Origin of the sequence: Streptomyces sp. Rer75, assembly GCF_013414305.1 — a bacterium.
Classification (GTDB): domain Bacteria; phylum Actinomycetota; class Actinomycetes; order Streptomycetales; family Streptomycetaceae; genus Streptomyces; species Streptomyces himastatinicus.
The window spans coordinates 940581-965852 of the sequence record NZ_CP058693.1 but is presented as its reverse complement, the minus strand read 5'-3'; the positions used below and the strand labels follow the sequence as shown (position 1 = coordinate 965852).

16 protein-coding genes and 1 riboswitch are annotated in these 25272 nt (G+C 74.0%); of the genes, 6 read left to right on the top strand and 10 right to left on the bottom strand.

Annotated elements, in window-relative coordinates:
* Window positions 1-12: 12 nt before the first annotated feature.
* Genes HYQ63_RS03380 through cobG form a run of 3 tightly spaced genes read right to left on the bottom strand, consistent with a single transcriptional unit; the run spans window position 13 to window position 3652 of the window.
* Window positions 13-1548 (bottom strand): precorrin-2 C(20)-methyltransferase, encoded by a 1536-nt coding sequence (locus HYQ63_RS03380; RefSeq protein ID WP_179932434.1) that lies wholly within the window; start codon window positions 1546-1548, stop codon window positions 13-15.
* Window positions 1545-2186 carry a precorrin-8X methylmutase gene (locus HYQ63_RS03375; RefSeq protein WP_039940486.1) on the bottom strand — a complete coding sequence of 214 codons (642 nt, stop codon included), beginning with the start codon at window positions 2184-2186 and terminating at the stop codon, window positions 1545-1547. The genes HYQ63_RS03380 and HYQ63_RS03375 overlap by 4 nt, the downstream gene beginning before the upstream one ends.
* Before the next feature lie 8 nt (window positions 2187-2194).
* A complete protein-coding gene (gene cobG, locus HYQ63_RS03370; RefSeq protein WP_257231576.1) occupies window positions 2195-3652 on the bottom strand; it encodes a precorrin-3B synthase in 1458 nt (485 codons plus the stop codon).
* Window positions 3653-3832: 180 nt separating this feature from the next.
* Window positions 3833-3905, top strand: a riboswitch (cobalamin riboswitch).
* Window positions 3906-3957: 52 nt separating this feature from the next.
* Here cobG and cobN point away from each other — a divergent pair.
* Window positions 3958-7587 carry a cobaltochelatase subunit CobN gene (gene cobN / locus HYQ63_RS03365; RefSeq protein WP_179932432.1) on the top strand — a complete coding sequence of 1210 codons (3630 nt, stop codon included), beginning with the start codon at window positions 3958-3960 and terminating at the stop codon, window positions 7585-7587.
* Window positions 7588-7625: 38 nt separating this feature from the next.
* On the opposite strand, the gene HYQ63_RS03360 is transcribed toward cobN, so the two are convergent.
* On the bottom strand, window positions 7626-7877 hold the full coding sequence (locus HYQ63_RS03360; RefSeq protein ID WP_179932431.1) for a hypothetical protein: 252 nt from the start codon (window positions 7875-7877) through the stop codon (window positions 7626-7628).
* 304 nt (window positions 7878-8181) lie between these two features.
* Between HYQ63_RS03360 and HYQ63_RS03355 the strand changes: the two genes are divergently transcribed.
* Window positions 8182-9198, top strand: a complete 1017-nt coding sequence (locus tag HYQ63_RS03355) for a cation diffusion facilitator family transporter (RefSeq protein ID WP_257231575.1) — start codon at window positions 8182-8184, stop codon at window positions 9196-9198.
* Window positions 9199-9273: 75 nt separating this feature from the next.
* On the opposite strand, the gene gntA is transcribed toward HYQ63_RS03355, so the two are convergent.
* The 6 genes from gntA to HYQ63_RS03330 form a co-directional block, all read right to left on the bottom strand.
* Window positions 9274-10026 carry a guanitoxin biosynthesis heme-dependent pre-guanitoxin N-hydroxylase GntA gene (gntA, locus tag HYQ63_RS03350; protein ID WP_257231574.1) on the bottom strand — a complete coding sequence of 251 codons (753 nt, stop codon included), beginning with the start codon at window positions 10024-10026 and terminating at the stop codon, window positions 9274-9276.
* Window positions 10027-10247: 221 nt separating this feature from the next.
* Window positions 10248-10376, bottom strand: coding sequence for a hypothetical protein (locus HYQ63_RS44315; protein WP_257231573.1), 129 nt, complete (start codon window positions 10374-10376; stop codon window positions 10248-10250).
* Window positions 10377-10522: 146 nt separating this feature from the next.
* On the bottom strand, window positions 10523-15163 hold the full coding sequence (locus HYQ63_RS03345; protein ID WP_257231572.1) for an HAD-IC family P-type ATPase: 4641 nt from the start codon (window positions 15161-15163) through the stop codon (window positions 10523-10525).
* 99 nt (window positions 15164-15262) lie between these two features.
* Window positions 15263-16708: a lipase maturation factor family protein gene (locus tag HYQ63_RS03340; RefSeq protein WP_179932430.1), complete on the bottom strand. Its 1446-nt coding sequence runs from the start codon at window positions 16706-16708 to the stop codon at window positions 15263-15265.
* Between the two features lie 131 nt (window positions 16709-16839).
* Window positions 16840-17892, bottom strand: a complete 1053-nt coding sequence (locus HYQ63_RS03335) for a LacI family DNA-binding transcriptional regulator (protein ID WP_179932429.1) — start codon at window positions 17890-17892, stop codon at window positions 16840-16842.
* Window positions 17893-17973: 81 nt separating this feature from the next.
* Window positions 17974-19260, bottom strand: a complete 1287-nt coding sequence (locus tag HYQ63_RS03330) for a hypothetical protein (RefSeq protein WP_179932428.1) — start codon at window positions 19258-19260, stop codon at window positions 17974-17976.
* Window positions 19261-19432: 172 nt separating this feature from the next.
* Here HYQ63_RS03330 and HYQ63_RS03325 point away from each other — a divergent pair, with 172 nt between their 5' ends.
* The 4 genes from HYQ63_RS03325 (at window position 19433) to HYQ63_RS03310 (ending at window position 25182) form a co-directional block, all read left to right on the top strand.
* Window positions 19433-20299 (top strand): Fpg/Nei family DNA glycosylase, encoded by an 867-nt coding sequence (locus HYQ63_RS03325; protein WP_179932427.1) that lies wholly within the window; start codon window positions 19433-19435, stop codon window positions 20297-20299.
* A gap of 165 nt (window positions 20300-20464) precedes the next feature.
* The gene (locus HYQ63_RS03320; RefSeq protein WP_179932426.1) at window positions 20465-21661 is read left to right on the top strand and encodes an FAD-dependent monooxygenase; all 1197 of its coding nucleotides are present in this window, start codon (window positions 20465-20467) and stop codon (window positions 21659-21661) included.
* 297 nt (window positions 21662-21958) lie between these two features.
* The gene (locus tag HYQ63_RS03315) at window positions 21959-23275 is read left to right on the top strand and encodes an NAD(P)/FAD-dependent oxidoreductase (protein ID WP_179932425.1); all 1317 of its coding nucleotides are present in this window, start codon (window positions 21959-21961) and stop codon (window positions 23273-23275) included.
* Window positions 23276-23349: 74 nt separating this feature from the next.
* On the top strand, window positions 23350-25182 hold the full coding sequence (locus HYQ63_RS03310) for a transketolase (protein ID WP_179932424.1): 1833 nt from the start codon (window positions 23350-23352) through the stop codon (window positions 25180-25182).
* Window positions 25183-25272 lie beyond the last annotated feature (90 nt).

Here is a 25272-nt window from a genome sequence, read left to right as displayed (position 1 = left end):
CGCCGGGGGCCGTCACCCCTCGGGGTAGCGGCGCGGGGTCCAGACGATCTCGGTGCCGTCGCCGCGGCGGGCGGTGCGCGTCTGGGAGGAGCCGATCAGGAGGATCGTGCGCATGTCCACGTCGGCCGGGTCGAGGTCGGCCAGGCGGATGATGCGGACGCTCTCCTCGGGGCCGCCGATGTCGCGGCCCAGGACGACCGGGGTGTCCGGCGCGCGGTGTTCCAGGAGGAGTTCGCGCGCCTTGCCGACCTGCCAGACCCGGCTGCGGGAGCCGGGGTTGTAGAGGGCGAGGACCAGGTCGGCCGCGGCCGCGGCGCGCAGGCGTTCGGCGATGACCTCCCAGGGCTTGAGCCTGTCGGACAGGGAGACCACGGCGTAGTCGTGGCCGAGGGGCGCGCCCGCGCGGGCGGCCGCGGCGTGGGCCGCGGTCATGCCGGGCAGCACACGGACCGGGACGTCGCGGTACGGCTCCTCGGACGCGGCCTCCAGCACGGCGGTGGCCATGGCGAACACGCCGGGGTCGCCCGAGGACACCACCGCGACACGCCGACCGCGCCGGGCGAGATCGAGGGCGAACTCGGCGCGCTCGGCCTCGACCTTGTTGTCGGAGGGGTGGCGCCGCTGCCCGGGGCGTACGGGGACCCGGTCCAGATAGGTGGTGTAGCCGACCAGGTCCTCGGCGGCGGCCAGTTCACCGCGCGCCTCGGGGGTGAGCCACAGCGGACCGGCCGGGCCGAGGCCCACCACCACGACCTCGCCCGGGCGCCCGGACGCGGAGGGGGCCGGGGCGCCCGGTGCGTCGATACGGCTCGGCAGCACCGCCACCGAGAAGTACGGCACCGACGACGGGTCGACCTCGCCCAGCGCCCCGGTGCGCTCCGCGCTCATCGTGGCGCGCTCCACGTACCGCGCGTCGGCGAGCCGCCCCGAACGCTCCAGGGCGCGCCGTACGGTCGGGAAGGTGCGGCCGAGCTTCATGATCGCCGCCGCGTCGGTCGTCGCGAGGCGCGCCGTCAGCTCCTCCTCGGGCAGCGTGCCCGGGAGGACCGTCAGCACCTCCTCGCCCTCCACCAGCGGCGCGCCGAGCCGGGCGGCGGCCGCGCTCACCGAGGTGACGCCGGGGATCACCTCGGTCGCGTAGCGGTCGGCGAGCCGCTTGTGCATGTGCATGTACGAGCCGTAGAAGAGCGGATCGCCCTCGGCCAGCACCGCGACCGTGCGCCCCGCGTCGAGGTGCGCGGCGAGCCGCGCCGCCGCCTCCGTGTAGAACTCCTCCATGGCGCCCCGGTAGCCGCCCGGATGGTCGGTGCCCTCCGTCGTGACCGGGTAGACCAGCCGCTCCTCGATGTGGTCGGGCCGCAGATGCCGCTCGGCGATGGAGCGGGCGATGCTGCGGCCGTGCCGGGCGCTGTGGTACGCGACCACATCGGCCCCGGCGATGACCTCCACCGCCCGTACCGTCATCAGGGACGGGTCACCGGGGCCGAGGCCCACGCCGTACAGCCGGCCCTTCGCCGCGGGCGTCGCCTGTCGCTGCTGCTCGCTCACTCTTCCTCGCTCGCTATCGCGTTGATCGCGGCCGCGGCGATGGCACTGCCGCCGCGTCGGCCGCGCACCACCAGATGGTGGGGCGCCGCCGGGTGTCCGGCCAGCGCCTCCTTGGACTCGGCGGCGCCGATGAACCCGACCGGTACGCCGATGACGGCGGCCGGGCGCGGCGCGCCCTGCTCGATCATCTCCAGCAGCCGGAACAGCGCGGTGGGCGCGTTGCCGACCGCCACGACCGACCCCTCCAGCCGGTCCCGCCACAGCTCCAGCGCGGCGGCGCTGCGCGTCGTGCCCATGCGCCGCGCCAACTCCGGTACGGCGGGGTCGGACAGCGTGCACACCACGTCGTTGTCGGCGGGCAGCCGCTTGCGGGTGACGCCGCTGGCGACCATCTGCGCGTCGCAGAGCACGGGCGCCCCGGCGCGCAGCGCCTCCCGGGCCCGCGTCACCACCTCGGGCGTGTACGCGAGGTCCTTGACCAGGTCGACCATGCCGCATGCGTGGATCATCCGCACCACGACCTGGCTGACGTCGGCGGGGAGGCCGCCCAGGTCCGCCTCGGCGCGGATGGTGGCAAAGGAGGCACGGTAGATGGCCGCCCCGTCCTTCTCGTAGTCGAACACTGTGTCCTCGATCATGTCGTTGATCATGCCGTTCCGCGGGCCGTCGCCACGGCGTCGGCCAATTGCTCTGCTGCCACGTCTGTCACGCCGCCGCCGGTCACGCCGCCGCCGGTCACGCCGCCGCCGGTCGTGCCGCCGCCGGTCGTGCCGCCGTCTGTCGCGCCGTCCGGCTCCCGCGTGTCGCGCACGGTGAGCCGGTAGTCCGTACCGGACGTGGCCAGCGCGTCCACCCAGCGGCCGCCGGGGTGGCCGCAGCGCCGCTCGCAGCCGGAGAAGTACACCGGCGGCGTGTCGGGGGAACCCTGCGGCGTGTCGGGGGAGCGGGGGGCGTCCGCCACCGCGCGCGCCGCGTGGGCGCGCACATCGGCCAGGGACTTGGCGCAGCCAGGCCGTCCCGTGCACGCGCCGACCCCGACCCACGGGGAGCCCGGATCGGTCACCAGCCCCGCGTCGGCCGCCTCCCGCGCCGCGTCCGCCGCGCCGTCCGCGGTGAACCCCGGGAGCACCACGCCGCGCCAGGGTGTCACACGCAGCTCACCCGACCCGCCCCGGGAGGCGAGCCCGGCGAGCAGCCGCCACTGCGCCGCGCCGGCCCGGCCCAGGGGAACGAGGACCGACACGGCGTGGCTCCCGTCCGGCCCGGACACGACGCCCGGCGCGGGCGGCGCGCCGGGCTCGCCGACCGGTCCGCTCCGTCCGATACGTACGGCTTCGACGCCCTCGTCCGCGAGCCGCGCCGCCAAGCCGTCGGCGGTCACGGCGTGTTGCGCGGGCAGTTCACGTACCCGCCACGCCCGCGTACCGCTCGCCCCGGCCCGGGCCAGGAACTCCACGGCGGCCAGCGCGGCGGCGCGCGGCGCGTCCCGCCCCCGCACCTCCAGGTCGGCCCCGGGACCGGACTCCGGCCCCGGCGCGCCGGACCCCACCCGCAGCACCGCTCCGCCGTTCCGCGTTGCGATCAATGTCACATCCGCGCCGAGTGCGGCGACATCGCCCCGGCCGTCGTCCATCGCGAACAGGAAACGACCCGACAAGCCGGACAACTCTTCCCGTGTCCCGGAACACAGCGCGACGTCCAACTCCCGTGCCCACGCGGTGACATCGCCGCATCCGGCGCCGTCGAGGCCGCCCAGCGGGGACGCCACGATGTTGCGCACCCGGTCGAACCGGTCGGAGGGGAGCAGCCCGACGGCCCGCAACGCGGCCGCCAGCTCGCCGCCGCATGCCGCGTCCAGGCCGCGGACCTGGAGATTGCCCCGCGAGGTGAGGTCCAGCCGACCGTCCCCCAGCTCCTCGCTCGCCCCTGCCAGCGCCCGCGCCTGACCGGCCGTCAGCAGGCCGCCCGGTATCCGGACGCGGGCCAGGGAGCCGTCGTCCGCCGGGTGCAGCCGCAGCGCGCCGGGGCAGGCGTCATCGCGTCCGCGCGCCCGCGGCGAGGGCGCTTCATCCGCAGGTGGGATGGTTGTCGGGGGGAGGGACATGGCGGCGAGCATACCGACGTCCGGTCGGCCCGCACTGTCCCGTGCCAGGTCAGCAACGCCTACTATGCTCTGCGGCGGGCCGTCTGGCCCGCCTGACGCTTAAGACGGCGTCCAGGGGGTGTCGTGCCGATCAGGCCAGGCGTCGGGAGCCCGGCATGGTCGGCGAGGCACCACCTGGGGGAGGAAACCGGTGCGAATCCGGTGCGGTCCCGCCACTGTGAGCACGGCAGCCCGCCGCGCGAGCCAGGAACTCCCGCCGTCTTCCAACCCGCCCGGGGCGCGGACCCCGAGGAAGGCGCTGAGCCATGATCCTGCTGCTGTCGACCTCCGACACCGACCTGCTCAGTGCCCGTGCGGCCACGGGCCCGGTGCCGTACCGCCTCGCCAACCCGGCGCGGCTCGCGCTCGACGATCTGCCCGGGCTCCTCGACGGTGTCGAACTCGTCGTCGTGCGGCTGCTCGGTGGCATCCGCGCCTGGGAGGACGGCCTCGAAACCCTGCTCGCGGGCGACCTGCCGGTCGTCGTCCTGACCGGTGAACAGGCCCCTGACGCCCAGCTCATGGAGGCGTCCACGGTCCCCGTGGGGATCGCCGCCGAGGCGCACGCCTACCTCGCGCACGGCGGACCCGCGAACCTGGACCAGCTGGCCCGGTTCCTGTCCGACACCGTGCTGCTCACCGGCCACGGCTTCGAACCGCCCGCCCCCGCCCCCACCTGGGGGCCGCTGGAGCGCACCGCGCGCGAGGACGTCACCGGCCCGACGATCGCCGTGCTCTACTACCGCGCCCACCACATGAGCGGCAACACCGCCTTCGTGGAGGCGCTGTGCCAGGCCGTCGAGGACGCCGGGGCCCGCCCGCTGCCGCTGTTCGTCGCCTCGCTCCGGTCCCCCGAGGCCGAGCTGATCGAGGCCCTCGGCGCGGCCGATGCCGTCGTCACCACCGTGCTCGCCGCGGGCGGCACCCGCCCCGCCGAGGCGTCGGCGGGCGGCGACGACGAGGCGTGGGACGCGGGCGCGCTCGCCGCGCTCGACGTCCCCGTGCTCCAGGCGCTGTGCCTGACCTCGCCGCGCAGCGCGTGGGAGGAGAACGACGAGGGCCTTTCGCCGCTGGACGCCGCGACCCAGGTCGCCGTCCCGGAGTTCGACGGGCGGCTGATCACCGTGCCGTTCTCCTTCAAGGAGGTCGACGAGGACGGCCTGCCGGTCTACGCCCCCGACCCCGAGCGCGCCGCGCGTGTCGCCGGAATCGCGGTACGACACGCCCGGCTCCGGCACATACCGGCGGCCGACAAGCGCCTCGCGCTCGTCCTGTCCGCCTACCCCACCAAGCACTCCCGGATCGGCAACGCGGTCGGCCTCGACACCCCCGCCAGCGCCGTCGCCCTGCTGCGCCGACTGCGCGCCGAAGGGTATGACTTCGGCCCCGAGGAGGGCGAGGGCGCGCTCCCGGGCCTGGCCTCCGGCGTCGGCGACGACCTGATCTACGCCCTCATCGAGGCGGGCGGCCACGACCAGGACTGGCTCACCGAGGAGCAGCTGGCCAAGAACCCGGTCCGCATCCCCGCCGCCGACTACCGCCGCTGGTACGCCACGCTGCCGCAGGAGCTGCGCGACGCGGTCGAGGAGCACTGGGGCCCGCCGCCCGGCGAGATGTTCGTGGACACCAGCCGCGACCCGGAGGGCGAGATCGTCCTCGCCGCGCTGCGCCACGGCAACCTCCTGGTCGTCATCCAGCCGCCGCGCGGCTTCGGCGAGAACCCCATCGCCATCTACCACGACCCCGACCTGCCGCCCTCGCACCACTACCTGGCCGCCTACCGCTGGATGGCGACCCCCGAGGCCGACGGCGGCTTCGGCGCCGACGCCATGGTGCACCTGGGCAAGCACGGCAACCTGGAGTGGCTGCCCGGCAAGAACGCGGGCCTGTCCGCCGCCTGCGGACCCGACGCCGCACTCGGCGACCTGCCGCTGATCTACCCCTTCCTGGTCAACGACCCCGGCGAGGGCACCCAGGCCAAGCGCCGCGTCCACGCCACCCTGGTCGACCACCTCGTACCGCCGATGGCGCGCGCCGACTCCTACGGCGACATCGCCCGGCTGGAACAGCTGCTGGACGAGTACGCCGCCATCTCCGCGATGGACCCGGCCAAGCTCCCCGCCATCCGCGCCCAGATCTGGACCCTGATCCAGGCCGCCCGGCTCGACCACGACCTGGGGCTGGAGGAGCGGCCCGACGACGAGGGCTTCGACGACTTCCTGCTGCACGTCGACGGCTGGCTGTGCGAGGTCAAGGACGCCCAGATCCGCGACGGTCTGCACGTCCTCGGCGGCGCGCCCACCGGACCCGAGCGCGTCAACCTCGTCCTCGCCATCCTGCGCGCCCGCCAGATCTGGGGCGGTACGTCGGCGCTCCCCGGGCTGCGCGAGGCGCTGGGCCTGGACGAGTCGGCCGCCACCCGCACCGGCGCGGACGAGGCCGAGGAGCGCGCCCGCGCCCTCGTCCAGGCGATGGAGGACGCGGACTGGGCCCCGGAGGCCGCCGAGAAGGCCGCCCTGGAGCTGCCCGAGGCCCAGCGGACCGCGGTCACCGCGATCCTGGAGTTCGCCGCCCGCGAGGTCGTACCGCGCCTGGCCGCCACGACCGACGAGATCGACCACGCCGTCCACGCCCTGAGCGGCGGCTTCGTCCCGGCCGGGCCGTCCGGATCGCCGCTGCGGGGCCTGGTCAACGTCCTGCCGACCGGCCGCAACTTCTACTCCGTCGACCCCAAGGCCGTGCCCAGCCGACTGGCCTGGGAGACCGGCCAGGCGCTCGCCGACTCGCTGCTGGAGCGCTACCGCGCCGACAACGACGGCCAGTACCCGCGGTCGGTCGGCCTGTCGCTGTGGGGGACGAGCGCGATGCGCACCTCCGGCGACGACGTGGCCGAGGCGCTGGCGCTGATGGGCATCCGCCCGGTGTGGGACGACGCGTCGCGGCGCGTGACGGGACTCGAACCCGTACCCGCCGACCAGTTGGGTCGCCCGCGCGTCGATGTCACGCTGCGCATCAGCGGCTTCTTCCGCGACGCCTTCCCGCACGTCGTCGGGCTGCTGGACGACGCCGTACGGCTCGCCGCGTCCCTGGACGAGGCCGACGACGTCAACTACGTGCGCGCCCACACCCGCGCCGACCTCGCCGAGCACGGCGACGAGCGCCGCGCCACCACCCGCATCTTCGGCTCCCGGCCGGGCACGTACGGCGCGGGGCTGCTCCAGCTCATCGACAGCCGCGACTGGCGCACCGACGCCGACCTCGCCGAGGTCTACACGGTGTGGGGCGGCTACGCCTACGGCCGCGGGCTGGAGGGCCGCCCGGCGCGCGAGGAGATGGAGAGCGCGTACCGCAGGATCGCGGTCGCCGCGAAGAACACCGACACGCGCGAGCACGACATCGCCGACTCGGACGACTACTTCCAGTACCACGGCGGCATGGTCGCCACCGTGCGCGCCCTGAAGGGCACCGCCCCGGCCGCGTACATCGGCGACTCCACCCGCCCCGAGACGGTGCGCACCCGCACCCTGCACGAGGAGACCTCGCGGGTCTTCCGGGCCCGGGTGGTCAACCCGCGCTGGATCGAGGCGATGCGCCGGCACGGCTACAAGGGCGCGTTCGAGCTGGCCGCCACCGTCGACTACCTCTTCGGCTACGACGCCACCACGGGCGTGGTCGCCGACTGGATGTACGACAAGCTCGCCCAGACCTATCTGCTCGACCCGGAGAACCGCGCGTTCCTGGAGGAGGCCAACCCCTGGGCGCTGCACGGCATGGCCGAGCGGCTGCTGGAGGCCGAGAGCCGCGGTCTGTGGGAGCAGCCGGACCCGGAGGTGCTGGAGCGGGTCCGGGAGCTGTTCCTGGAGACCGAGGGCGGCCTGGAGGGCGGGGACGACTGATCCCCGGCGATTCCCCGAGTGACCGGACGGGCGGTGGCTCAGCCCGCGGAGGACTGTGCCGCCGGCCGGGCCGCCGCCCGGATCCGGTCCGGCCAGGGCGGACAGTTGACCAGTTCGGTCCACTCGCGGTCGTAGGCCCCGGGCACCGCCCGCCCCGCGGACGACCAGCGCTCGACCAGCGCCGCGTAGATCGGTACGCAGCTCGACTGGTGAAGCGTCTGGTGAACCGTTCCGCCTTCGGTGCTCCGGTCCAGCGCTCTGCTCGGCTGCGAGAGAGAACGGCGTCGCATCGTCGTCGTCATGTTCGGCCAACGCGCCGCGCCCCGCGGGGTCACCTTCTTCGCGCCGACCTCACCCGCACCGGCGTGGCCTCGTACGCATCAGCGACCCGTGATCGTCCACCCGGGTGACGTCCGTTCAGGAGCCCGGTGCACCGCGCATTTTCCCGGTGTGACGCCCCGGCACGACAATGAAAAGCGTTGCCGAATTCATAAGGCAATGCCACCTGATAACCGTGTCCATTGCAGCCTTTGGAGAATTCTCCGAAGTGCTGTTCAATTGCCGTTGCCCATAAGGCGAGCCGAGGAGGAGCGGGTGGGAGCCCATACGCACGGACACGGTGAGGGTCATGGCGGGCACACGCACGGTGTGGCGGAGAACGCCGACCGCCGGTGGCTGTCCATCGCTCTTGCGCTGATCACCGGCTTTATGCTGGTGGAGGTCGTGGTCGGGGTGATCGCGCGTTCGGTGGCGCTGCTTTCCGACGCGGCCCATATGCTCACCGACGCCGCCTCGATCGTCCTCGCGCTCATTGCGATCCGGCTTTCGGCCCGGCCTGCCCGCGGCGGCTATACCTATGGGCTCAAGCGGTCGGAAATCCTTTCCGCGCAGGCCAATGGGCTTTCCCTGCTGCTGCTCGGCGCATACCTGGGCTATGAAGCGGTGGAGCGGCTGATCGATCCGCCCGAGGTGACCGGTGGTCTGGTGCTGATCGTCGCGCTCGCCGGGGTCGTGGTGAACATCGTGGCGGCGTGGTGCATGTCGAAGGCGAACCGCTCCTCGCTGAATATCGAAGGCGCCTTCCAGCATGTGCTGAACGACCTCTACGCCTTCATCGCCACCGCGATCGCCGGACTGGTCGTGGTGACCACCGGCTACGCCCGGGCCGACGCGATCGCCGGTCTCATCGTGGTCGTTCTCATGATCAAGGCGGGCGTGGAACTGCTGCGGGCCTCCGGGCGCGTGCTGCTGGAGGCGGCTCCCGCCGGGGTCGAGCCCGATGAGATCGGGGGCCTGCTGGCTTCCCACGCCGAGGTGGCCGAGGTGCACGATCTGCACATCTGGCAGATCACCTCGGGCGAGGTCTCGCTGTCCGCCCATGTCCTGGTCGCGGCGGAGGGCGACTGCCACGCGGTCCGGGAGGGGCTGGAGGAGGTGCTGCGCGAGGAGTACGGCATCACCCACACCACGCTCCAAGTGGACCACCTCGACACCCTGGCCCCGCGGCCCCGGGTGGACGGGGACGAGCACCGCCGCGCGGACGAACCGCTGGTCGAGCACTGTCTGACCGCCCACGGCCCGGTCCACCGCGCGGCGGCGCACGACCACTGACCACGGCCACGCGCACAGGGCCCGGGGGCGTCGTCCGCTCCCGGGCCCAGCGGCGTCACCGCCGTCCGCGGAACGTCAGCCGGTGCCGGTGACGGACGCGGCCGCCGAAACGGTCAGCTCCCGCTCCGCCATGCGCTCCCGCTCGGCCTGCCGTGCGGCCTCCCGGGCGGCGAAGGGGCACTGCCAGTCGGCCGGCTTGGGACGGCCCGAGTACCGGCGGGCCTCCGACAGCTCCTCGTACTCGTACAGGTTGGGGTTGATGTCCCCCTGGAGCTGGATGTCCTGCTTGCGGATCTTCTCCGCGAGCCGGTCCCACATCCCGGCGCCCTTGATCCGGTCGAACTGTTCGTGGGAGTTGAAGGCCAGCATCGGGAAGGGCGGCCTGCGGCCGAACCGGCGGTGGGTCTCGTGCAGGCCGATCACGAAGAAGGGATGGCCGGCCACGCTGAACGCGAACTCCGGGGACTGCGGATCGGACGAATAACCCTCCGCCCAGTGATGGAAATCCGCGTCCTGCTCGTGCAGCAGTTGCAGCTGTTGCCAGAGGAGCTCTTCGAACCGCAGCTCATCGACCCCGCGCGGTTGCTCGAAGGTAGCGATGAAACTGGTGAACGTCCGTGCGCTCCAGTCCGCCGAACTCACGAACTCCGCGAGATCGAGCGCCAGCAGCCGGGCGGAATCCTCGCCCCCCAGCAGGTCATAGTGGCGGTGAGTGATGCCTCCCCGGCGCCAGGCGGAACGCCCCGCCAGGCACGCGAACCGTTCCCCGAGGATGAACTCCTCGACGTCACCACGCGCATCCACCGTCATGGCCAGCCTTTCTTCCACCTACGTGCCTCCTCGCAGCAGGTCATCTCCTTCACGCATCCGAAAGCGCCCACCCCTCACCGGCGGTACCCGGAAGGACCGAGTCCGCTGGAGGACGGGGAAGGTCACTTGGTGATTGTGACGGGCCGAGGCCGATCAACGAAATTCGTGGCGAGCTTCGTACCGAAGAAATCGCCCACGGTGGGATGTTCGTGGCGAACGGTCGCCGAATAACGGTCGTTTCAGGCGGCGGCCGGGGCGGTCTGCGGCTTGAACACGACGGTCAGAAGCGACTTCGCGAGCTGTGCGAGCAGCGCTTCCAGGGCCATGCGGGCCAGCTTGGCCAGGGCGGTCGTCAGGATCTCGGCCATGGGTTACCTCACGGGACGGAACGTATGTGGAAGCAAGTCATCCGCTTCCACTTCCGGAGCCTGACCCGGGCGGGCAAGCAGGCCGCGCACGTAAGGTGAAAAACGGGTGAACAGCGACAAGCTTCCGGTGAGACGCACTGCCCTCTCTAGACCGTGAAGGGGACCCGCCGGGAGAAGAGCAGCCGCGGTGCGGCGGCGGCGCCCAGGGTGGCACCGGCCGAGCACACGCCCACCACCGTCCAGGCCACCGGCCCCAGCGGCGTACAGCCGAAGAAGTGGCTGACCACCGGCGTCTCGATGACCGCGAACAGGACGGCCGCCGACGCCACCCCCGTGACCAGCACCAGCGGGCTGTGCCAGTCGGTGATGAACGTCTGGCCCAGCTGGGTGCCGACCAGCGCCGCGAGCCCCATGGTGCTCGCCCGCCGGGCCCGGCCCGTCATCCGCCCGCAACTCCACGCCGCCGCGGCGCCCAGCGTGGTGGCGGTGCCGCGCACGGCCAGGATCCGGCCCAGGTCGGAGCCGAGCAGCGCGGGGGAGGGGCCGCCCGCCAGCGGATCCTCCCCGGCCGGGCCCTCCCCCGCGGTGTTCTCCCGGGCCCGGGCCAGGGCGACGGCGAGCGCGGGCAGCATGTCGGTGAGCAGGTTGACCAGCAGCAGCTGACGGGTACCGAGCGGCGCCCGGCCCGCCACCGCCGCGCCCAGCACGGTGAAGGCGACCTCGCCCGCGTTGCCGCCGACCAGGATCGCCACCGCGTCCCGCACGCTGCGCCACAGCGCCCGGCCCTCCCGCAGCGCGTCCAGGATGCGGGTCGGGTCCGGATCGGTGAGGACCAGGTCCGCCGCGGCCCGGGCCGAGGTCGAGCCATGGGCCGAGAGACCGATGCCCACGTCCGCGAGGCGGATCGCGGCCGCGTCGTTGACCCCGTCGCCGGCCATGGCCACCACCCGCCCGGCCTGCCGCAGCGCCTGGACGATGCGGACCTTGTGCTCGGGGGAGACCCGGGCGAAGACGGTGGTCCGGGCGATCCGCTCGACCCGCTCCTTCTCCGGCAGGGTGTCCAGCTCCGCGCCGGTGAGCACCGGGCCGGAGTCGGGAATGCCCAGCTCTCGGGCGATGGCGGCGGCCGTGGTCGGATGATCGCCGGTGATCATGGCGATGCTCACCCCGGCGTCGGTCAGCCGCTTGACGGTCTCCGCGGCGCCCGGCCGCGTGGTGTCGGCGATGGCGATGAAGCCCAGCAGGGTCAGCCCGCGCGCCAGCTCGGCGAGCGCCGCCCCCGGCGTGTCGGGAGCGTCGGGCACCTCGGCCGTACCGGGGACGGACTCGGCCACCGCCAGGACCCGCAGCCCGTCGGAGGCCAGCGAGTACAGCAGCCGCTCGGTGGAACGCAGCCGCTCGGGGGTCAGCGGTACGGGGCCGCCCGCCGCCACCGGGCCCAGGGCGGAGGTGCACCGGTCGAGCACGACCTCGGGCGCCCCCTTGACGGCGAGTCGCGGCCGCCCGGACTCCGTGCCCAGACACGCCGAGAATCCGCGGCTGGCCTCGAAGGGCAGCTCGGACACCGGCTGCCAGGCGTCGTCCCCGTCGCCGTACGCCGCCGCCGCGTCCACCACGGCCTGGTCGGTGGCATGGGCCAGCGCCCGGCCGCCCTCGGGCCCGGGACAGGCCCGGGCCGCGGTGCGCAGCATGCGGCGGCCCAGCGGGCTGCCGAAGGGCAGGTCGTGGTCGTACGCCGCCACGCGGGACACGGAGAGCCGCCCCTCGGTCAGCGTGCCGGTCTTGTCGAAGCACACCGTGTCCACCCGGCCCAGTGCCTCCAGCACCCGGGGCGAGCGGGTCAGCACCCCGCGGTGCGAGAGGCGGCGCGCCGCGGCGGACTGCGCCACGGTGGCCACCAGCGGCAGCCCCTCGGGCACGGCGGCCACCGCGACGGCCACTCCCGTGGCCAGGGCCTCCCGCACCGGTGCGCCGTGCAGGAGCCCCAGCAGGGTGACGGCGGCGCCGCCGAGCCCGGTGGCGGGCAGCGCGACCCTGGTCAGCGCGGCGAGTCGGCCCTCGATGCCCAGGGGAGCGGTGGCGCGTCCGGCCAGTGCGGCGGCGCGCCCCGCCTCGGTCTGCGATCCGGCGGCCACGACCACCGCGTAGCCGGTCCCGGCCAGCACGGTGCAGCCCTGGTAGACCATGCAGGACCGGTCCGCCAGATCGGCGCCGGGCGTGGCGGCGGGGTCCTTGGCGACCGGCCCCGACTCGCCGGTCAGCCCGGCCTCGTCCAGCTCCAGCCGGTCGCTCACCAGCAACCGGACGTCGGCCGGTACGACGTCCGAGGGCCGCAGCGCGACGATGTCGCCGACCGTCAGGTCCTCGGCGTTCGTCCGCCGCACCGGGGCCTCGGCCAGCCCGGCGAAGAACGCCTCGCGGTCCACCGCCATCCCATCCGCCAGGGACATCGCGGGGGCCCAGTCGACCAGCCGGGCGTACCGCTGCTCGGTCAGCAGCAGGCCCCGCAGCGAGCGGTCGGCCCGCAGCCGTTGCGCGCCGCTGATCAGCGCGTTGCCCGCCATGACACCGGCGACCAGGAGCGAGTCCACCCCGGACCCCACCGCCGCGGACGCCGCGGCGCCCAGCGCCAGCACGGGGGTGAGCGGATCGCGCAGCTCCTCGCGCACCGCGCCGACCAGCGCCGCGGCGTCCCGGGTCAGCGCGCCGACGGGGGAGGCGGCGGCGCCCGCGGCCCCGGCCCGTACGACCCTGGCCGCGGCCTTGCGCACCGGGCGCGTCCCGGCCGCCCATGCCGGGCGTGTCGTCGCCTGGGCGCCCTCGTGGTGCGACACGCCGAAGGCCGACGGCTCCGCCCGGTGCTCCTGGAACGCGCGGGTCACGCTCAGCGTCTCCCGCGCGCCCAGCATGTGCCAGTTGCCGCGGACCCGCTCCGCCGGAAGCGGACGGCGGTGCACCCGGCGCGCCGCGCCGATCCCCCCGAGCACGGCCAGGAAGGCCGCGCTGTACACCGGGGAGGTGGCGAACCCGACCGCGGTCGGCCGGGTGCCCGCGGCGGCGATGAGCGCGCCGAGTACGGAGCCGCCCGTCGACAGCCGGGCCGACCGGTGGCTGACCTCGCGCGCGTCCTCCAGCGCCCGCAGCACGCGCCACACCTGGGTGAGCCCGGGGCCGCAGAGGAGATCCGCCGACCAGCACACCCGCGCCCCGCCGCGCCGTACGACGCCGATGCCGAGGTCGGCCGCGCCCAGCGCCGCGTCCTCCTCGGCGCTGATCAGCAGCACGCCGTGGCCGTCGGTCTGGAGTCCGCGCACCCGGTCGGGCAGCGCCGTGCCGCGGGCGAGCAACTCGTCCGCCCAGGGGGCGATCTCCTCCGCGCTCGCGTGCTCGGTGAGGACCAGACGGTCCGCACCGGCGCGGGCGGCGGCCACCACGGCGTCGGTCAGCGGGTCGAGTTCGCAGCCGATGCGGACCCGCGCCTGCCGCCTGCCGTGCGGGTCCCACAGGTCCACGGTCATCGCCGACGGGCTCGACGGGGGTGCCGCGGGGACGTCGTCCGGCCGCTCCAGCCGCCAGGGGCCGCGGGTCCAGGGGCCGGGGCCGGAGAGTTCCGGCAGCGAGCGGCGGTCCAGGACGGACTGCGCGGCGCTCCACGCCCCGGCCTCGTCCAGGTCGCCGACGGTGACCACCGACAGCAGCCGCGGGCGGTGGGTGCACAGCACGCCCGAGTCGATCAGGACCGCCGAGATCCGGTCCAGCAGCCGCAGCGCCGCGCCGTCCATGGGCACCACGCCCTCGCGGGCCAGCGCCTCGCCCAGCCGGGCGGCGAAAGCCTCACGGCCCATGGCGGCGGCCCTCGGCACGGTGGCCAGGATCGCCTCCGCGGCGCGCCCCGGAGCCCGCGTCCAGGCCAGCAGCCCGCCCGCCCCCATCAGGGACGCCAGCGAGGTGCGCTCGACACAGGTCTCGACCGGCCCGGCGGGCAGCGGCGCCGGGCGGGGCGCGGGGGGACGGGAGCGCGGCGGCAGCCCGTCGGAGCCGGGCACCAGATCGGGCTCGCGGCGCTGCCATACGGCCTGGCGGCCGCGGATCTCGGCGAGTTGCAGGACGCGTTGCACCGCGTCCAGCGCCAGCGGGGCCTCACCCCTGGTCAGCGCGTGCACCACCGCGCCCGACACGCCGAGCAGCAGGGTGGTGTGGGCGGGGCCGAGCCGGGACTCCAGCAGACCGCGCAGCCGCGGCTGGACCTCGGCCATCACCACCGGGACGCGCAGCGCGGGGGTGAGCGCGGGCAGCAGCGTCACGCGCCGGACCGTGGCCGTCACCAGGCCCACGCAGTCGGCGACGAGGGCGGTGGCGGCCAGCGTGGCGGGAGCGGTGTCGTACGGCGGACACGGGCGTCCGGCCGGGAACGTGTCCGTGCCGGTTCCGTGCGCCTCCTCGATGTGCTCGATCACCTGGAGAACGTCGTCGGTGCCGAGATGGTCCTCGTCGTAGTCGATCAGCACCTGGCCCACGGCCGCGTTCACCTCGGCCCAGTTGACGCCGTGCAGGCGGTGCAGCGCGGCCCTCAGCTCCCCGGCCAGCCGGTCGTGCGCCTCCCCGTGTCCGGTGAGCCCGCGCACCTCCACATGCGCCCGGCCCTCCCGCGCCCACACCCTGCGGCGGGTGCGTCGCTCACCGGTGTCCCGCAGGACGTCGACGGCGTCCGCGAGGCGCAGCCGCAGGCCGCTGACGCCGCGGACCGGCAGGGTGAGGAGATCGGACAGCATCGCAAATGGCAGCACCGGCCGCGCTCCCTCGGTCGCCGAGACCCCCAAACAGCAATATGTGTGCCTGATTCCCTGGAAAGTAAGCAGAAGGGACGGCCGGATGGAGGAAGGGCGTCACGGGCCGGGTGGATCCACCTGCTCCAGCCGGACCGGCGGCAGGAACTCGCCGATGAGGGTGCGATGCCACCATCCGCCCCCGGCTCGCCGCTCCCGCCGGGTGGTGAAGCGGTAGAGGTACAGCCGGGCCCGGATGTGGGTGGGCGGCTCGTCAGGGAAGGGCGAGGCGCGCAGCAGCTTCAGCGTGGCCCGGTCGTTCACCAGCAGCTTGCCGACGAGCGGGGTGAACCACGACCCGGCGTACGCCGCGGAGATCCCGGCGAACCACATCATCCAGTCCAGCCGCAGGTGGTACGGCGCGAACTGGCGCGGCATCCTGCGCACATCGCCCGGCTTGCCCCGGAACTCGTACTCCTTCCACACGGTGTCCGGGGTGAGCACGGCTGCGGCGGTGCCCTCGATCACCACCTCCTGCCGACTGCGGTTGACGCTGCCGAACGCCCCGTAGGTGTTGACCAGATGGAGCGGGTTGAAGGAGTAGTTCATCAGCTGGCGGCCCGAGAGCAGATTGCGGGCGGGCCAGTAGCTGAGCACCACGACGAAGACGAAGGCCGCCGCCACCAGGACCTCGTACCAGACCGGGGGAGCGGCGAGCGGGGGCGGCGTCGGCAGCGGCAGCACCTCGGCGGCCAGCCGCCCGTCGACCGCGGAGAGGGCCAGCAGGATCGTCGCCCAGTTCAGCCAGGAGAAGTTGCCGGAGGCCACCAGCCACAGCTGGGTGACCACGATGATGCCCGCGGCCACGCTCGCCGCGGGCTGCGGGGTGAACAGGGCCAGCGGCACGACCAGCTGGGCCACGTGGTTGGCCGCCGTCTCGACCCGGTGCAGCGGCTTCGGCAGATGGTGGAAGTACCAGCTGAGCGGGCCCGGCATCGGCTGGGTCTCATGGTGGTAGTACAGGCACGTCAGATCGCGCCAGCAGCGGTCCCCGCGCAGCTTGATGAGCCCGGCGCCGAACTCCAGCCGGAACAGCAGCCAGCGCAGCAGCCACAGGACCAGGACGGGCGGCGCGGTCCGCTCGTTCCCCAGGAACACGGCCAGGAACCCGGCCTCCAGCAGCAGTGACTCCCAGCCGAACCCGTACCACACCTGCCCCACGTTGACGATCGACAGATACAGCAGCCACAGCACCAGCCAGGCCGCCATCGCGGCCCACAGCGGTACGTCGTCGGCGGCCCCCGCCAGCACGGCGGCGGCCAGCGCGGCGCCGAGCCAGGCGCAGACGGTGAAGAAGCGGTCGGAGTAGTGCAGATGGAAGAGGCTGGGCGAGCGGCGGAACGGCACCCGCGCGAGGAACCGGGGCACCGGGGTGAGCCCCCGTTCGCCGATCAGGGCCCGGCCCTGGGTGGCCGCCGTCAGGAAGGCGAAGAGGTAGATGGCGGCCAGCCCCCGTTGGAAGACCAACCGGCTCAGCCAGTAGCCGGATGAGGTGAACCACTCCATAAGGGCTGCTCCCTGGGCCTGTTGCCGCCGCGGCCTGCGGCTATCCGTACCACCTCCGGCGAGTGCCCGCAGCGCGGCGCGGCATTCGGGGCCCACGGCGGCCATCGGGGTGGCGGGGCGGCTGAACCGGTTCAGGCCGTCCGGTGCGGTGGCGGCGCCGTGCTGCCGCGGGGGGTGAGGGCCGGGGTGGGGGCCTGGTGGGCGCGGGGCTCGGCCCGGTCCAGGACGTCGAACAGCCGCCGCGCCACCTCCGCGCCGAAGCCGAACACGTCGTGGCTCATGGCCGACAGCGTCGGATGCGTCAGGCGGCACAGCTGGGAGTCGTCCCACGCCAGCAGCGACACATCGGCCGGTACCGCGAGCCCCATCTCGGCCGCCACCGACAGACCGGCCACCGCCATGATGTCGTTGTCGTAGATGATGGCCGTCGGCCGGTCGCCCGAGGCCAGCAGGGCGCGGGTGGCCCGCGCGCCCTCCTCGCCGGAGAAGTCCGTGGCCACCGTGCGCCCCGCCCCGAGCCCCAACTCGCCCAAGGTGGCCTCGAAGGCAGCCGTACGCACGGTGCTGTGGCCGAGCGCGGGCGCGCCGCCGACCCGGGCGATCCGGCGGTGGCCGAGGGCCGCCAGATAGCGCACCGCCTCGCCCACCGCGGTGGCGTCGTCGGTCCACACCGAGGTGAGCCCGCCCGCCAGGGACGGGTGCCCGGCGGCGACCGCGGGCAGCCCGAGCCGCCGCAGCGCGGGGACGCGCGGATCGCCGTCGCGCAGGTCGACCAGGATCGAGCCGCCCACCTGCCGCCCGCGCCACCACGCCTGCTGGACCGCGATCTCCTCCTCCATGTCCCGCACCAGCCGCAGCAGCAGCGAACAGGACCGCTCGACCAGCACGCTCTCGATGCCCGAGACGAACTCCATGAACCAGGGTTCGAGACCCAGCATCCGGGCCGGGCGGGCGATGGCCAGGCCGACCGTGTCCACCCGGGAGCTGGACAGCGAGCGGGCGGAGAGATGGGGCGCCCAGCCCAGTTCGCGGGCGGCCGCGAAGATGCGGTCCCGGGTGGCCGGGGAGACCCCGGGCCGGTCGTTGAAGGCGAGGGAGACCGCGCCCTTGGAGACCCCGGCGCGCGCGGCCACGTCCCGTATGGTGACGCGCCGTCCCCGCTCCGCCCCGACCTCGCTGTCCATAACCGCTCCCCCGTGTCCGGCCCGTGTGAATCGCCACACGATATCGCGGTGGTGAACCGGTCCAGTGGGCCGCGGCGGCGTTCAGCGAGCGGACGGCGGCGGGCTTTCGTGGAGGCCGGGGTCGGCGACATCGCCGTCCACCAGACCGAGCCGCTGGAGCGTCCGGCGCAGCGCGGCCAGGTCGAGCAGCCCCGGTGGCACCGGCAGCCGGTGCCACGGCACATAGCGGTCGACCAGGCCGAAGGCCAGCCGGGCCCCGGCCCGCACCGGCAGCCCGAGGACCGTGTCGCGGGGCGGCGGCGCGGTGCTGGAGCACAGCCCGAGACGGTGCGCGGCGGCCGCCTCGTACGCCGCCTTGCGGGCCCGGTTGAGGTTGCCCAGCGGCCGGAACTCCGCCGTGGTGTGCCACGGGTTGAACGCGAGCTGCTCGACCCGGCGGGCCGCCGACCGGGCCGCGGCGGTGTCGAGATCCTGGCGGGGTACGGTCAGCAGCGCCACCGGGACGACCGGGGCGTCGCTCTCCCGCCACTCCACCGAGCCGTCCTCGACCGGGGTGCGGCGCTCGTCCGCGTACCGCTGCACGCACAGCTCGAAGCACACATCGCCGGTGGCCAGCCGCATCGTCAGCTCATGGCGGAGGTAGTCCGGGTCGGAGCTGTCGGGAAGCGGCGCGGGGGTGCCGCCGGGGGCCGGGCGCAGCTGGTAGCGCACGGGCCCGGCCGCGCCCCACAGGATCGCGCCCCGGCTCCAGAACGTCTCGCGGGCCAGCGAGCCGACCGCGTAGCGGGTGGCGGTCTGCACATTGCGGCGCATCCGGTCGGCGGCTCCCCAGCCGACGGCCAGCGGCAGCCTGACGAAGAGCCCGAACGCCCGCTCGACGGTGGTGTCCGCGCCCGCCGTGGCCTTCGCGAAGGCCACGAACTCGCGTGCGTCGGCGGCATGGGACACCGGGAAGCTGGTGGCCAGCAGATCGTGGCACTCCCCGGGGGCGACCTGGACCCGCACCGCCATCCCGCGCAGATCGGGAGTGGCGTCGTGGCGCGCGGTGCCGCTCTCGTTGGACAGCCGCACCACGGCCGGGTACGCGGCGCCCGGCCGGGCGTACCCCACGCACAGCTCGGGCGGAAGGCTGTCGTGGAAGCGCAGCCGCGCGTTCTCCACGCCGAGCGCCGCCTTCGCGTGGAACGTGCGCAGCAGCTGCGCTGCGCCCGACGCCTGCTGCTGCGCCCGCTGGACGCTCATCAGCTCGCGCGCCAGCTTCTCGAAGAGCAGCCGTTCGGTCTCGGGGCTGCCCCCTTCGTACGCCTCATGAGCCTCGTACGGCTCGTACTGCGGTACGGACCGCTCACGCTGTCCGGTGTCGGGCATGGGGACTCTCCGTGCGGGGCAACGAGATGTATGGGGCAAACAGAACATCAAGCATGTGAAGGGACAAGAGTGACAGTAGGGGAGGGGGACGCACCCCGCAGCCCGGAGTGGTACGGGGGTGGGGCGCGGGCGGCCGGGCGCACACCCGCCGGTGCTGCGGCACACTGGTGGCATGCCGGAGCTGCCCGAGGTGGAGGCCCTCGCCGGAATCCTGGCCGACCGCGCCGTGGGCCGGGAGATCGCCCGCGTCCTGCCCGTCGCGGTGAGCGTGCTGAAGACGTACGACCCGCCGCTGACCGCCCTCGAAGGCCGCACCGTCACCGCGGCCGGCCGCCACGGCAAGTTCCTCGACCTGGCCACGGACGGCCCCCACCTGGTCATCCACCTCGCCCGGGCGGGCTGGCTGCGCTGGAAGGACGGACTGCCCGAGGCCCCGCCGCGCCCCGGCCGGGGCCCGCTGGCGCTGCGGCTGCTGCTCTCCGGACCGGAGCGCTCCGGCTTCGACCTCACCGAGGCGGGCTCCCGCAAGGGGCTCGCCGTGTACTGCGTGCGCGACCCCGGCGAGGTGCCGGGCATCGCCCGCCTCGGCCCCGACCCGCTCGACGACGCCTTCACCCGGGAGGCGTTCGCCGGGCTGCTGCGCGGCGTACGCCACCGGATCAAGGGGGTGCTCCGCGACCAGAGCGTCATCGCCGGGATCGGGAACGCCTACTCCGACGAGATCCTGCACGCCGCCCGGATGTCGCCCTACCGGCTCGCCTCGGACCTCACCGAGGAGGACATCGCCGTCCTGTACGAGGTGATGGGTACCACCCTGCGCGACGCCGTCGAACGCTCCCGGGGGCTGGCGGCCGGGGACCTCAAGGCCGAGAAGCGCAGCGGGATGCGGGTGCACGGCCGCACCGGCGAGCCCTGCCCGGTGTGCGGCGACACCGTGCGCGAGGTGTCCTTCAAGGACTCCGCCCTCCAGTACTGCCCCACCTGCCAGACCGGTGGAAAACCGCTCGCCGACCGCCGGATGTCCCGGCTGCTCAAGTAGCTGCTCACATAGCCGTTCAAACAGCCGCCCACGCAGCCGCCCATACAGCCGCCCACACATGCGAGAGCGGGCCTATCCGCACCGGCCTGCGCGAACCCGCCCCGGGACCCGCGTCCGGGCCCTATGGTGCTGTCACCTTTTACCGACCCTCTGTCACGGAGCACCATGACCAAGGCCCTGATCATCGGTGGCGGCATCGCCGGTACGGTCACCGCGATGGCCCTGCACAAGGCGGGCGTCGACGCGGTCGTCTACGAGGCGTACCCCCCGGACGCCACCGACACGGGCGGTGCGTTCCTCCTCGTCGCGAACAACGGCCTGGAGGCGCTGCGCACCATCGACGCCCATGGGCCGGTCCTGGAGCGCGCCTTCCCGGCCAGCCGCGTCGAGTTCATCAGCAACACCGGCAAACGGCTCGGCGACAAGCCGATGGCCGGTGCGCAGGACGGCGGCCTCGGGGCGGTCACGATCCGCCGCGCCACGCTGGCCCGGGTGCTGCGCGACGAGGCGGTGCGCCGCGGCGTGCGCATCGAGTACGGCAAGCGGCTGCTGGCCGCCCAGACCGGCCCGGACGGCACGATCGTGGGGTCCTTCGCGGACGGCGGCCGGGCCGTTGGCGACGTCCTCATCGGCGCCGACGGCATCCACTCCCTCATCCGCCGGACCATCGACGCGGGCGCGCCCCGGCCCCGCTACACCGGACAGCACACGGTGTGCGGCTACACCCGCGAAGCCGCCGCGCCGCCCGCCCCGGACACCTACACGATGGTCTTCGGCAAGCAGGCGTTCTTCGGCTGCACCGCCGCACCCGACGGCGAGGTGTGGTGGTTCAGCAACGCCCCGGCCGCCGAACTGTCCAAGGCGGAGCTGGCCGCCGTCACCCCCGGGCAGTGGCGGGAGCGGCTGACGGAACTGTTCGCCGAGGACCCCACCCCGGCCGCCGACATCGTCCGCGCCACCGGCGAGAACATCGTCGCCACCGCCGCCTACGACCTCCTCTCCACCCCCGTCTGGTCCGAGGAGGGCATGGTCATCGTGGGGGACGCCGCCCACGCCTGCGCGCCCAACGCCGCCCAGGGCGCCTCGATGGCCATCGAGGACGGGGTGGTGCTCGCCAAGTGCCTGCGCGATCTGCCCGGCCCGCGGTCGGCGCTCGCCGCGTACGAGGGGCTGCGCCGGGAACGGGTCGAGAAGGTGGCCGCGAACAGCGCGGGCCTGGCCCGCCGCAACGCCCCCGGGCCGGTCAAGCGCGCCCTGCGGGACGCCACGATGGCCCGCAGACTCGACCGGGCGGGCACCACGGGCGGCGACGACTGGCTGACCGGCTACCGCATCGACTGGGACGAGCCGGTCCGCGCATAGCGGCAGAGATTATCCGCCGGGCCGAGGCCTAGGGCGTGTCCGCACAGTCGCGTCGGGTCAGCCCGCGGCGTCTGGTGCGTGCGATCGCAAGGCGGAGGGTCGTCCTCGCGGGGGCACCTCCCGGACGGAGTCTGGGGGCGGGCCTACTTGGACGGGCCCGACAACGCAGCGAGCGTGCGTGCCAGGCGTCGCGGGCCCGGCGGGACTGTGCGGACACGCCCTGGCACCACTCCAGGTTTGGTTTCGGCCTGTACGGGCACTTGGAGCGCTCTGCCCTCGTTGTGCCCGGGAGTCCGTGTGAGCCCTGTACGCATCGTGATCGTGGGGGCCGGCTTCGCCGGCTACCAGGCCGCCCGTACGCTGTCGCGCTCGCTGCGGCGTGCGGCGGAGATCGTCCTGATCAACCCCAACGACTACTTTCTGTACCTGCCGCTCCTCCCCGAGGTGGCCGCCGGGGTCCTGGAGCCCCGCCGGGTGTCGGTGTCCCTCACCGGCACCCTGCCGCACGTCCGGCTGGTGCTGGGCAACGTCGACTCCCTCGACCTGACCGGCCGCCGGGTCACCTGGACCGACCCCGAGGGCGGGCGCGGCGAGATGGGTTACGACCGGCTCGTCCTGGCGGTCGGCAGCGTCAACAAGCTGCTGCCGATCCCGGGCGTGGCCGAGCACGCCCACGGCTTCCGCGGCATGCCGGAGGCGCTGTACCTGCGGGACCACGTCACCCGCCAGATCGAGATGGCGGCCAACACCCGCGACCCCCGCGAGCGGGCCGCGCGCCGCACCTTCGTGGTGGTGGGCGCCGGATACACCGGCACCGAAGTGGCGGCCCACGGCGTGCTGTTCACCGATTCGCTCGCCCGGCGGAACGTCGCGCTGCGCCACGATCCCCGGCCCCGCTGGATCCTGCTCGACGTGGCGAAGCGGGTGCTGCCCAGCCTGGACGAGCGGCTGTCCCGTACCGCGGACCGGGTGCTGCTGCGGCGCGGTGTGGACGTCCGGCTGGGCACCTCGGTCAAGGAGGCCACCTCCGACGGCGTGCTGCTCGACGACGGCGAGTTCATCGACACGCGGTCGCTGATCTGGTGCGTCGGTGTGCGCCCCGACCCGCTGGTGGAGGACCTCGGGCTGGCCACCGAGCACGGACGGTTGCGGGTCGACCAGTATCTGGCCGTGCCCGGCCATCCGGAGGTGCTGGCCTGCGGGGACGCCGCCGCGGTGCCCAACCTGACCCGGCCGGGCGAGTTCACGGCGATGACCGCGCAGCACGCGCAGCGCCAGGGCAAGACGGCCGCCCACAACATCCTCGCCTCCCTCGGACGCGGCACCCCGCGCCCGTACAAACACCACGACCTGGGGTTCACGGTCGACCTCGGCGGGCTCCAGGCGGCCGCTGACCCGCTGCACATCCCGCTGGCCGGCCCCGCGGCCAACGCGGTCACCCGCGGTTACCACCTGATGGCCATGCCCGGCAACCGGGTCCGGGTGGCCGCCGACTGGCTGCTGGACGCGGCGCTGCCGCCGCAGGCGGTGCAGTTCGGCCTGGTGCCGTCCTGGTCGGTACCGCTGGACACCGAGTCCCCCGAGGTCGCGCGGCTCGGCCGCGGCGGCGGCTGAACCGCTGCCCCGCCTGCGGCTGAAGGCTGAACCGCCGGAAGGCCGGGCCGCCGGAAGTACCTGGAAGGAGAACAATGCGACACGAACAGCTCAGCGAGCTCGGGCAGCAGCTCCGGGTGGACTCGGTGCGGTCCTCGGCCGCCGCCGGGTCCGGCCACCCCACGTCGTCGATGTCGGCGGCGGACCTGATGGCCGTCCTCATGGGCAACCACCTGCGCTATGACTTCGAGAAGCCGGAGCACCCGGGCAACGACCACCTGATCTTCTCCAAGGGGCACGCCTCCCCGCTGCTGTACTCCCTCTACAAGGCGGCCGGGGCGCTCAAGGACGAGGAACTGCTCACCTTCCGCAAGCTCGGCAGCCGGCTGGAGGGCCACCCCACACCCGAACTGCCCTGGGTGGACGTGGCCACCGGATCGCTCGGCCAGGGGCTGCCGTACGGCGTCGGCATGGCGCTGGCCGGAAAGCGGCTCGATCACGTCTCCAGCCGGGTCTGGGTGCTGTGCGGGGACAGCGAGATGGCCGAGGGCTCGATGTGGGAGGCGTTCGAACACGCGGGCTACGAACGGCTCGACAACCTCATCGCCATCATCGACGTCAACCGGCTCGGGCAGCGCGGACCCACCCGCCACCAGTGGGACCTCGACGCCTACGCCCGCCGCATCCGCGCCTTCGACTGGCACACCATCGAGATCGACGGGCATGACATCGCCGCGATCGACCGCGCGTACGGCGAGGCGACGTCGACCGTCGGCCGCCCCACCGCCATCATCGCCCGCACCCAGAAGGGCCGCGGCGTGGCCTCCGTGGAGAACCACGAGGGCATGCACGGCAAGCCGCTGAAGGACCCCGAGGAGGCCATCGCCGAACTCGGCGGCGTACGGAACATGGCGGTACCGGTGCTCGGCCCGCCCGCGGAGCAGCCCACCCGGCCCACGTCGGAGGGCCCGCTGAGCCTGCCGCGCTTCAACACCGGCGACACCGTCCCCACCCGCGACGCGTTCGGCGAGGCGCTGGCCGCCGTCGGCACCGCCCGCGGCGATGTGGTGGCGCTCGACGGCGAGGTCGGCGACTCGACCCGGCTGGAGTACTTCCACAAGGAACACCCCGAGCGCTACTTCGAGTTCTACATCGCCGAACAGCAGATGGTGGCCGCCGCCGTGGGCATGCAGACGCGCGGCTGGACCCCGTACGCCTGCACCTTCTCCGCCTTCCTCACCCGCGCCTACGACTTCGTCCGGATGGCCTCCGTCAGCCGCGCGGACCTCAACCTGGTCGGCTCGCACGCCGGGGTCGCCATCGGCCAGGACGGGCCCTCGCAGATGGGCCTGGAAGACCTGGCGGCGATGAGGGCGGTACACGGCAGCACCGTGCTCTACCCGTGCGACGCCAACCAGACCGCCCAGCTGACCGCCGCCATGGCCGAACTGTCGGGCATCCGCTACCTGCGGACCTCGCGCGGCGGAACGCCCGTCATCTACCCGTCCTCCGAGCGCTTCCCCATCGGCGGATCCAAGATCCTGCGCGCCACCGAGAGCGACCGGGTCACCCTCGTCGCGGCCGGGATCACCGTCCACGAGGCCATCGCCGCCGCCGACCGGCTCGCCCAGGACGGCATCTCCGCCCGCGTCATCGACCTGTACTCGCTCAAGCCGGTCGACGCCGAGGCGCTGCGCACCGCCGCCGAGGTGACGGGCCGTCTGATCACCGTCGAGGACCACCACCCCGAGGGCGGTGTGGGCGACGCGGTCCAGGGCGCCTTCGCCGACGGCCACCCGGCGCCCCGCATCGTGCGGCTCGCCGTACGGACCATGCCGGTGTCCGGCACCCCGGCCGAGCAGCTGAACCGGGCGGGGATCGACGCCGAGGCCATCACCGCGGCGGCCCGCGAACTCGTGGGCGCCTGACCCCGCAACACCCCTATGTGACGAAGCTCTTCTCGTCACCCGTCAGCCCCTCCCGTACGCTGCTGCCCACGTGTGACGGCAGCGGCAGGG

Excerpts from the sequence above, each read along its gene's own strand:
- HYQ63_RS44315 (WP_257231573.1), bottom strand. The coding sequence starts at position 10,376 with ATGGCCGAGATCCTGACGACCGCCCTGGCCAAGCTGGCCCGCATGGCC.
- HYQ63_RS03335 (WP_179932429.1), bottom strand. The coding sequence starts at position 17,892 with ATGGACAGCGAGGTCGGGGCGGAGCGGGGACGGCGCGTCACCATACGG.
- HYQ63_RS03375 (WP_039940486.1), bottom strand. The coding sequence starts at position 2,186 with ATGATCGAGGACACAGTGTTCGACTACGAGAAGGACGGGGCGGCCATC.
- HYQ63_RS03310 (WP_179932424.1), top strand. The coding sequence starts at position 23,350 with ATGCGACACGAACAGCTCAGCGAGCTCGGGCAGCAGCTCCGGGTGGAC.
- HYQ63_RS03360 (WP_179932431.1), bottom strand. The coding sequence starts at position 7,877 with ATGCGACGCCGTTCTCTCTCGCAGCCGAGCAGAGCGCTGGACCGGAGC.
- HYQ63_RS03325 (WP_179932427.1), top strand. The coding sequence starts at position 19,433 with ATGCCGGAGCTGCCCGAGGTGGAGGCCCTCGCCGGAATCCTGGCCGAC.
- cobG (WP_257231576.1), bottom strand. The coding sequence starts at position 3,652 with ATGTCCCTCCCCCCGACAACCATCCCACCTGCGGATGAAGCGCCCTCG.
- HYQ63_RS03320 (WP_179932426.1), top strand. The coding sequence starts at position 20,465 with ATGACCAAGGCCCTGATCATCGGTGGCGGCATCGCCGGTACGGTCACC.
- HYQ63_RS03330 (WP_179932428.1), bottom strand. The coding sequence starts at position 19,260 with ATGCCCGACACCGGACAGCGTGAGCGGTCCGTACCGCAGTACGAGCCG.
- cobN (WP_179932432.1), top strand. The coding sequence starts at position 3,958 with ATGATCCTGCTGCTGTCGACCTCCGACACCGACCTGCTCAGTGCCCGT.
- HYQ63_RS03340 (WP_179932430.1), bottom strand. The coding sequence starts at position 16,708 with ATGGAGTGGTTCACCTCATCCGGCTACTGGCTGAGCCGGTTGGTCTTC.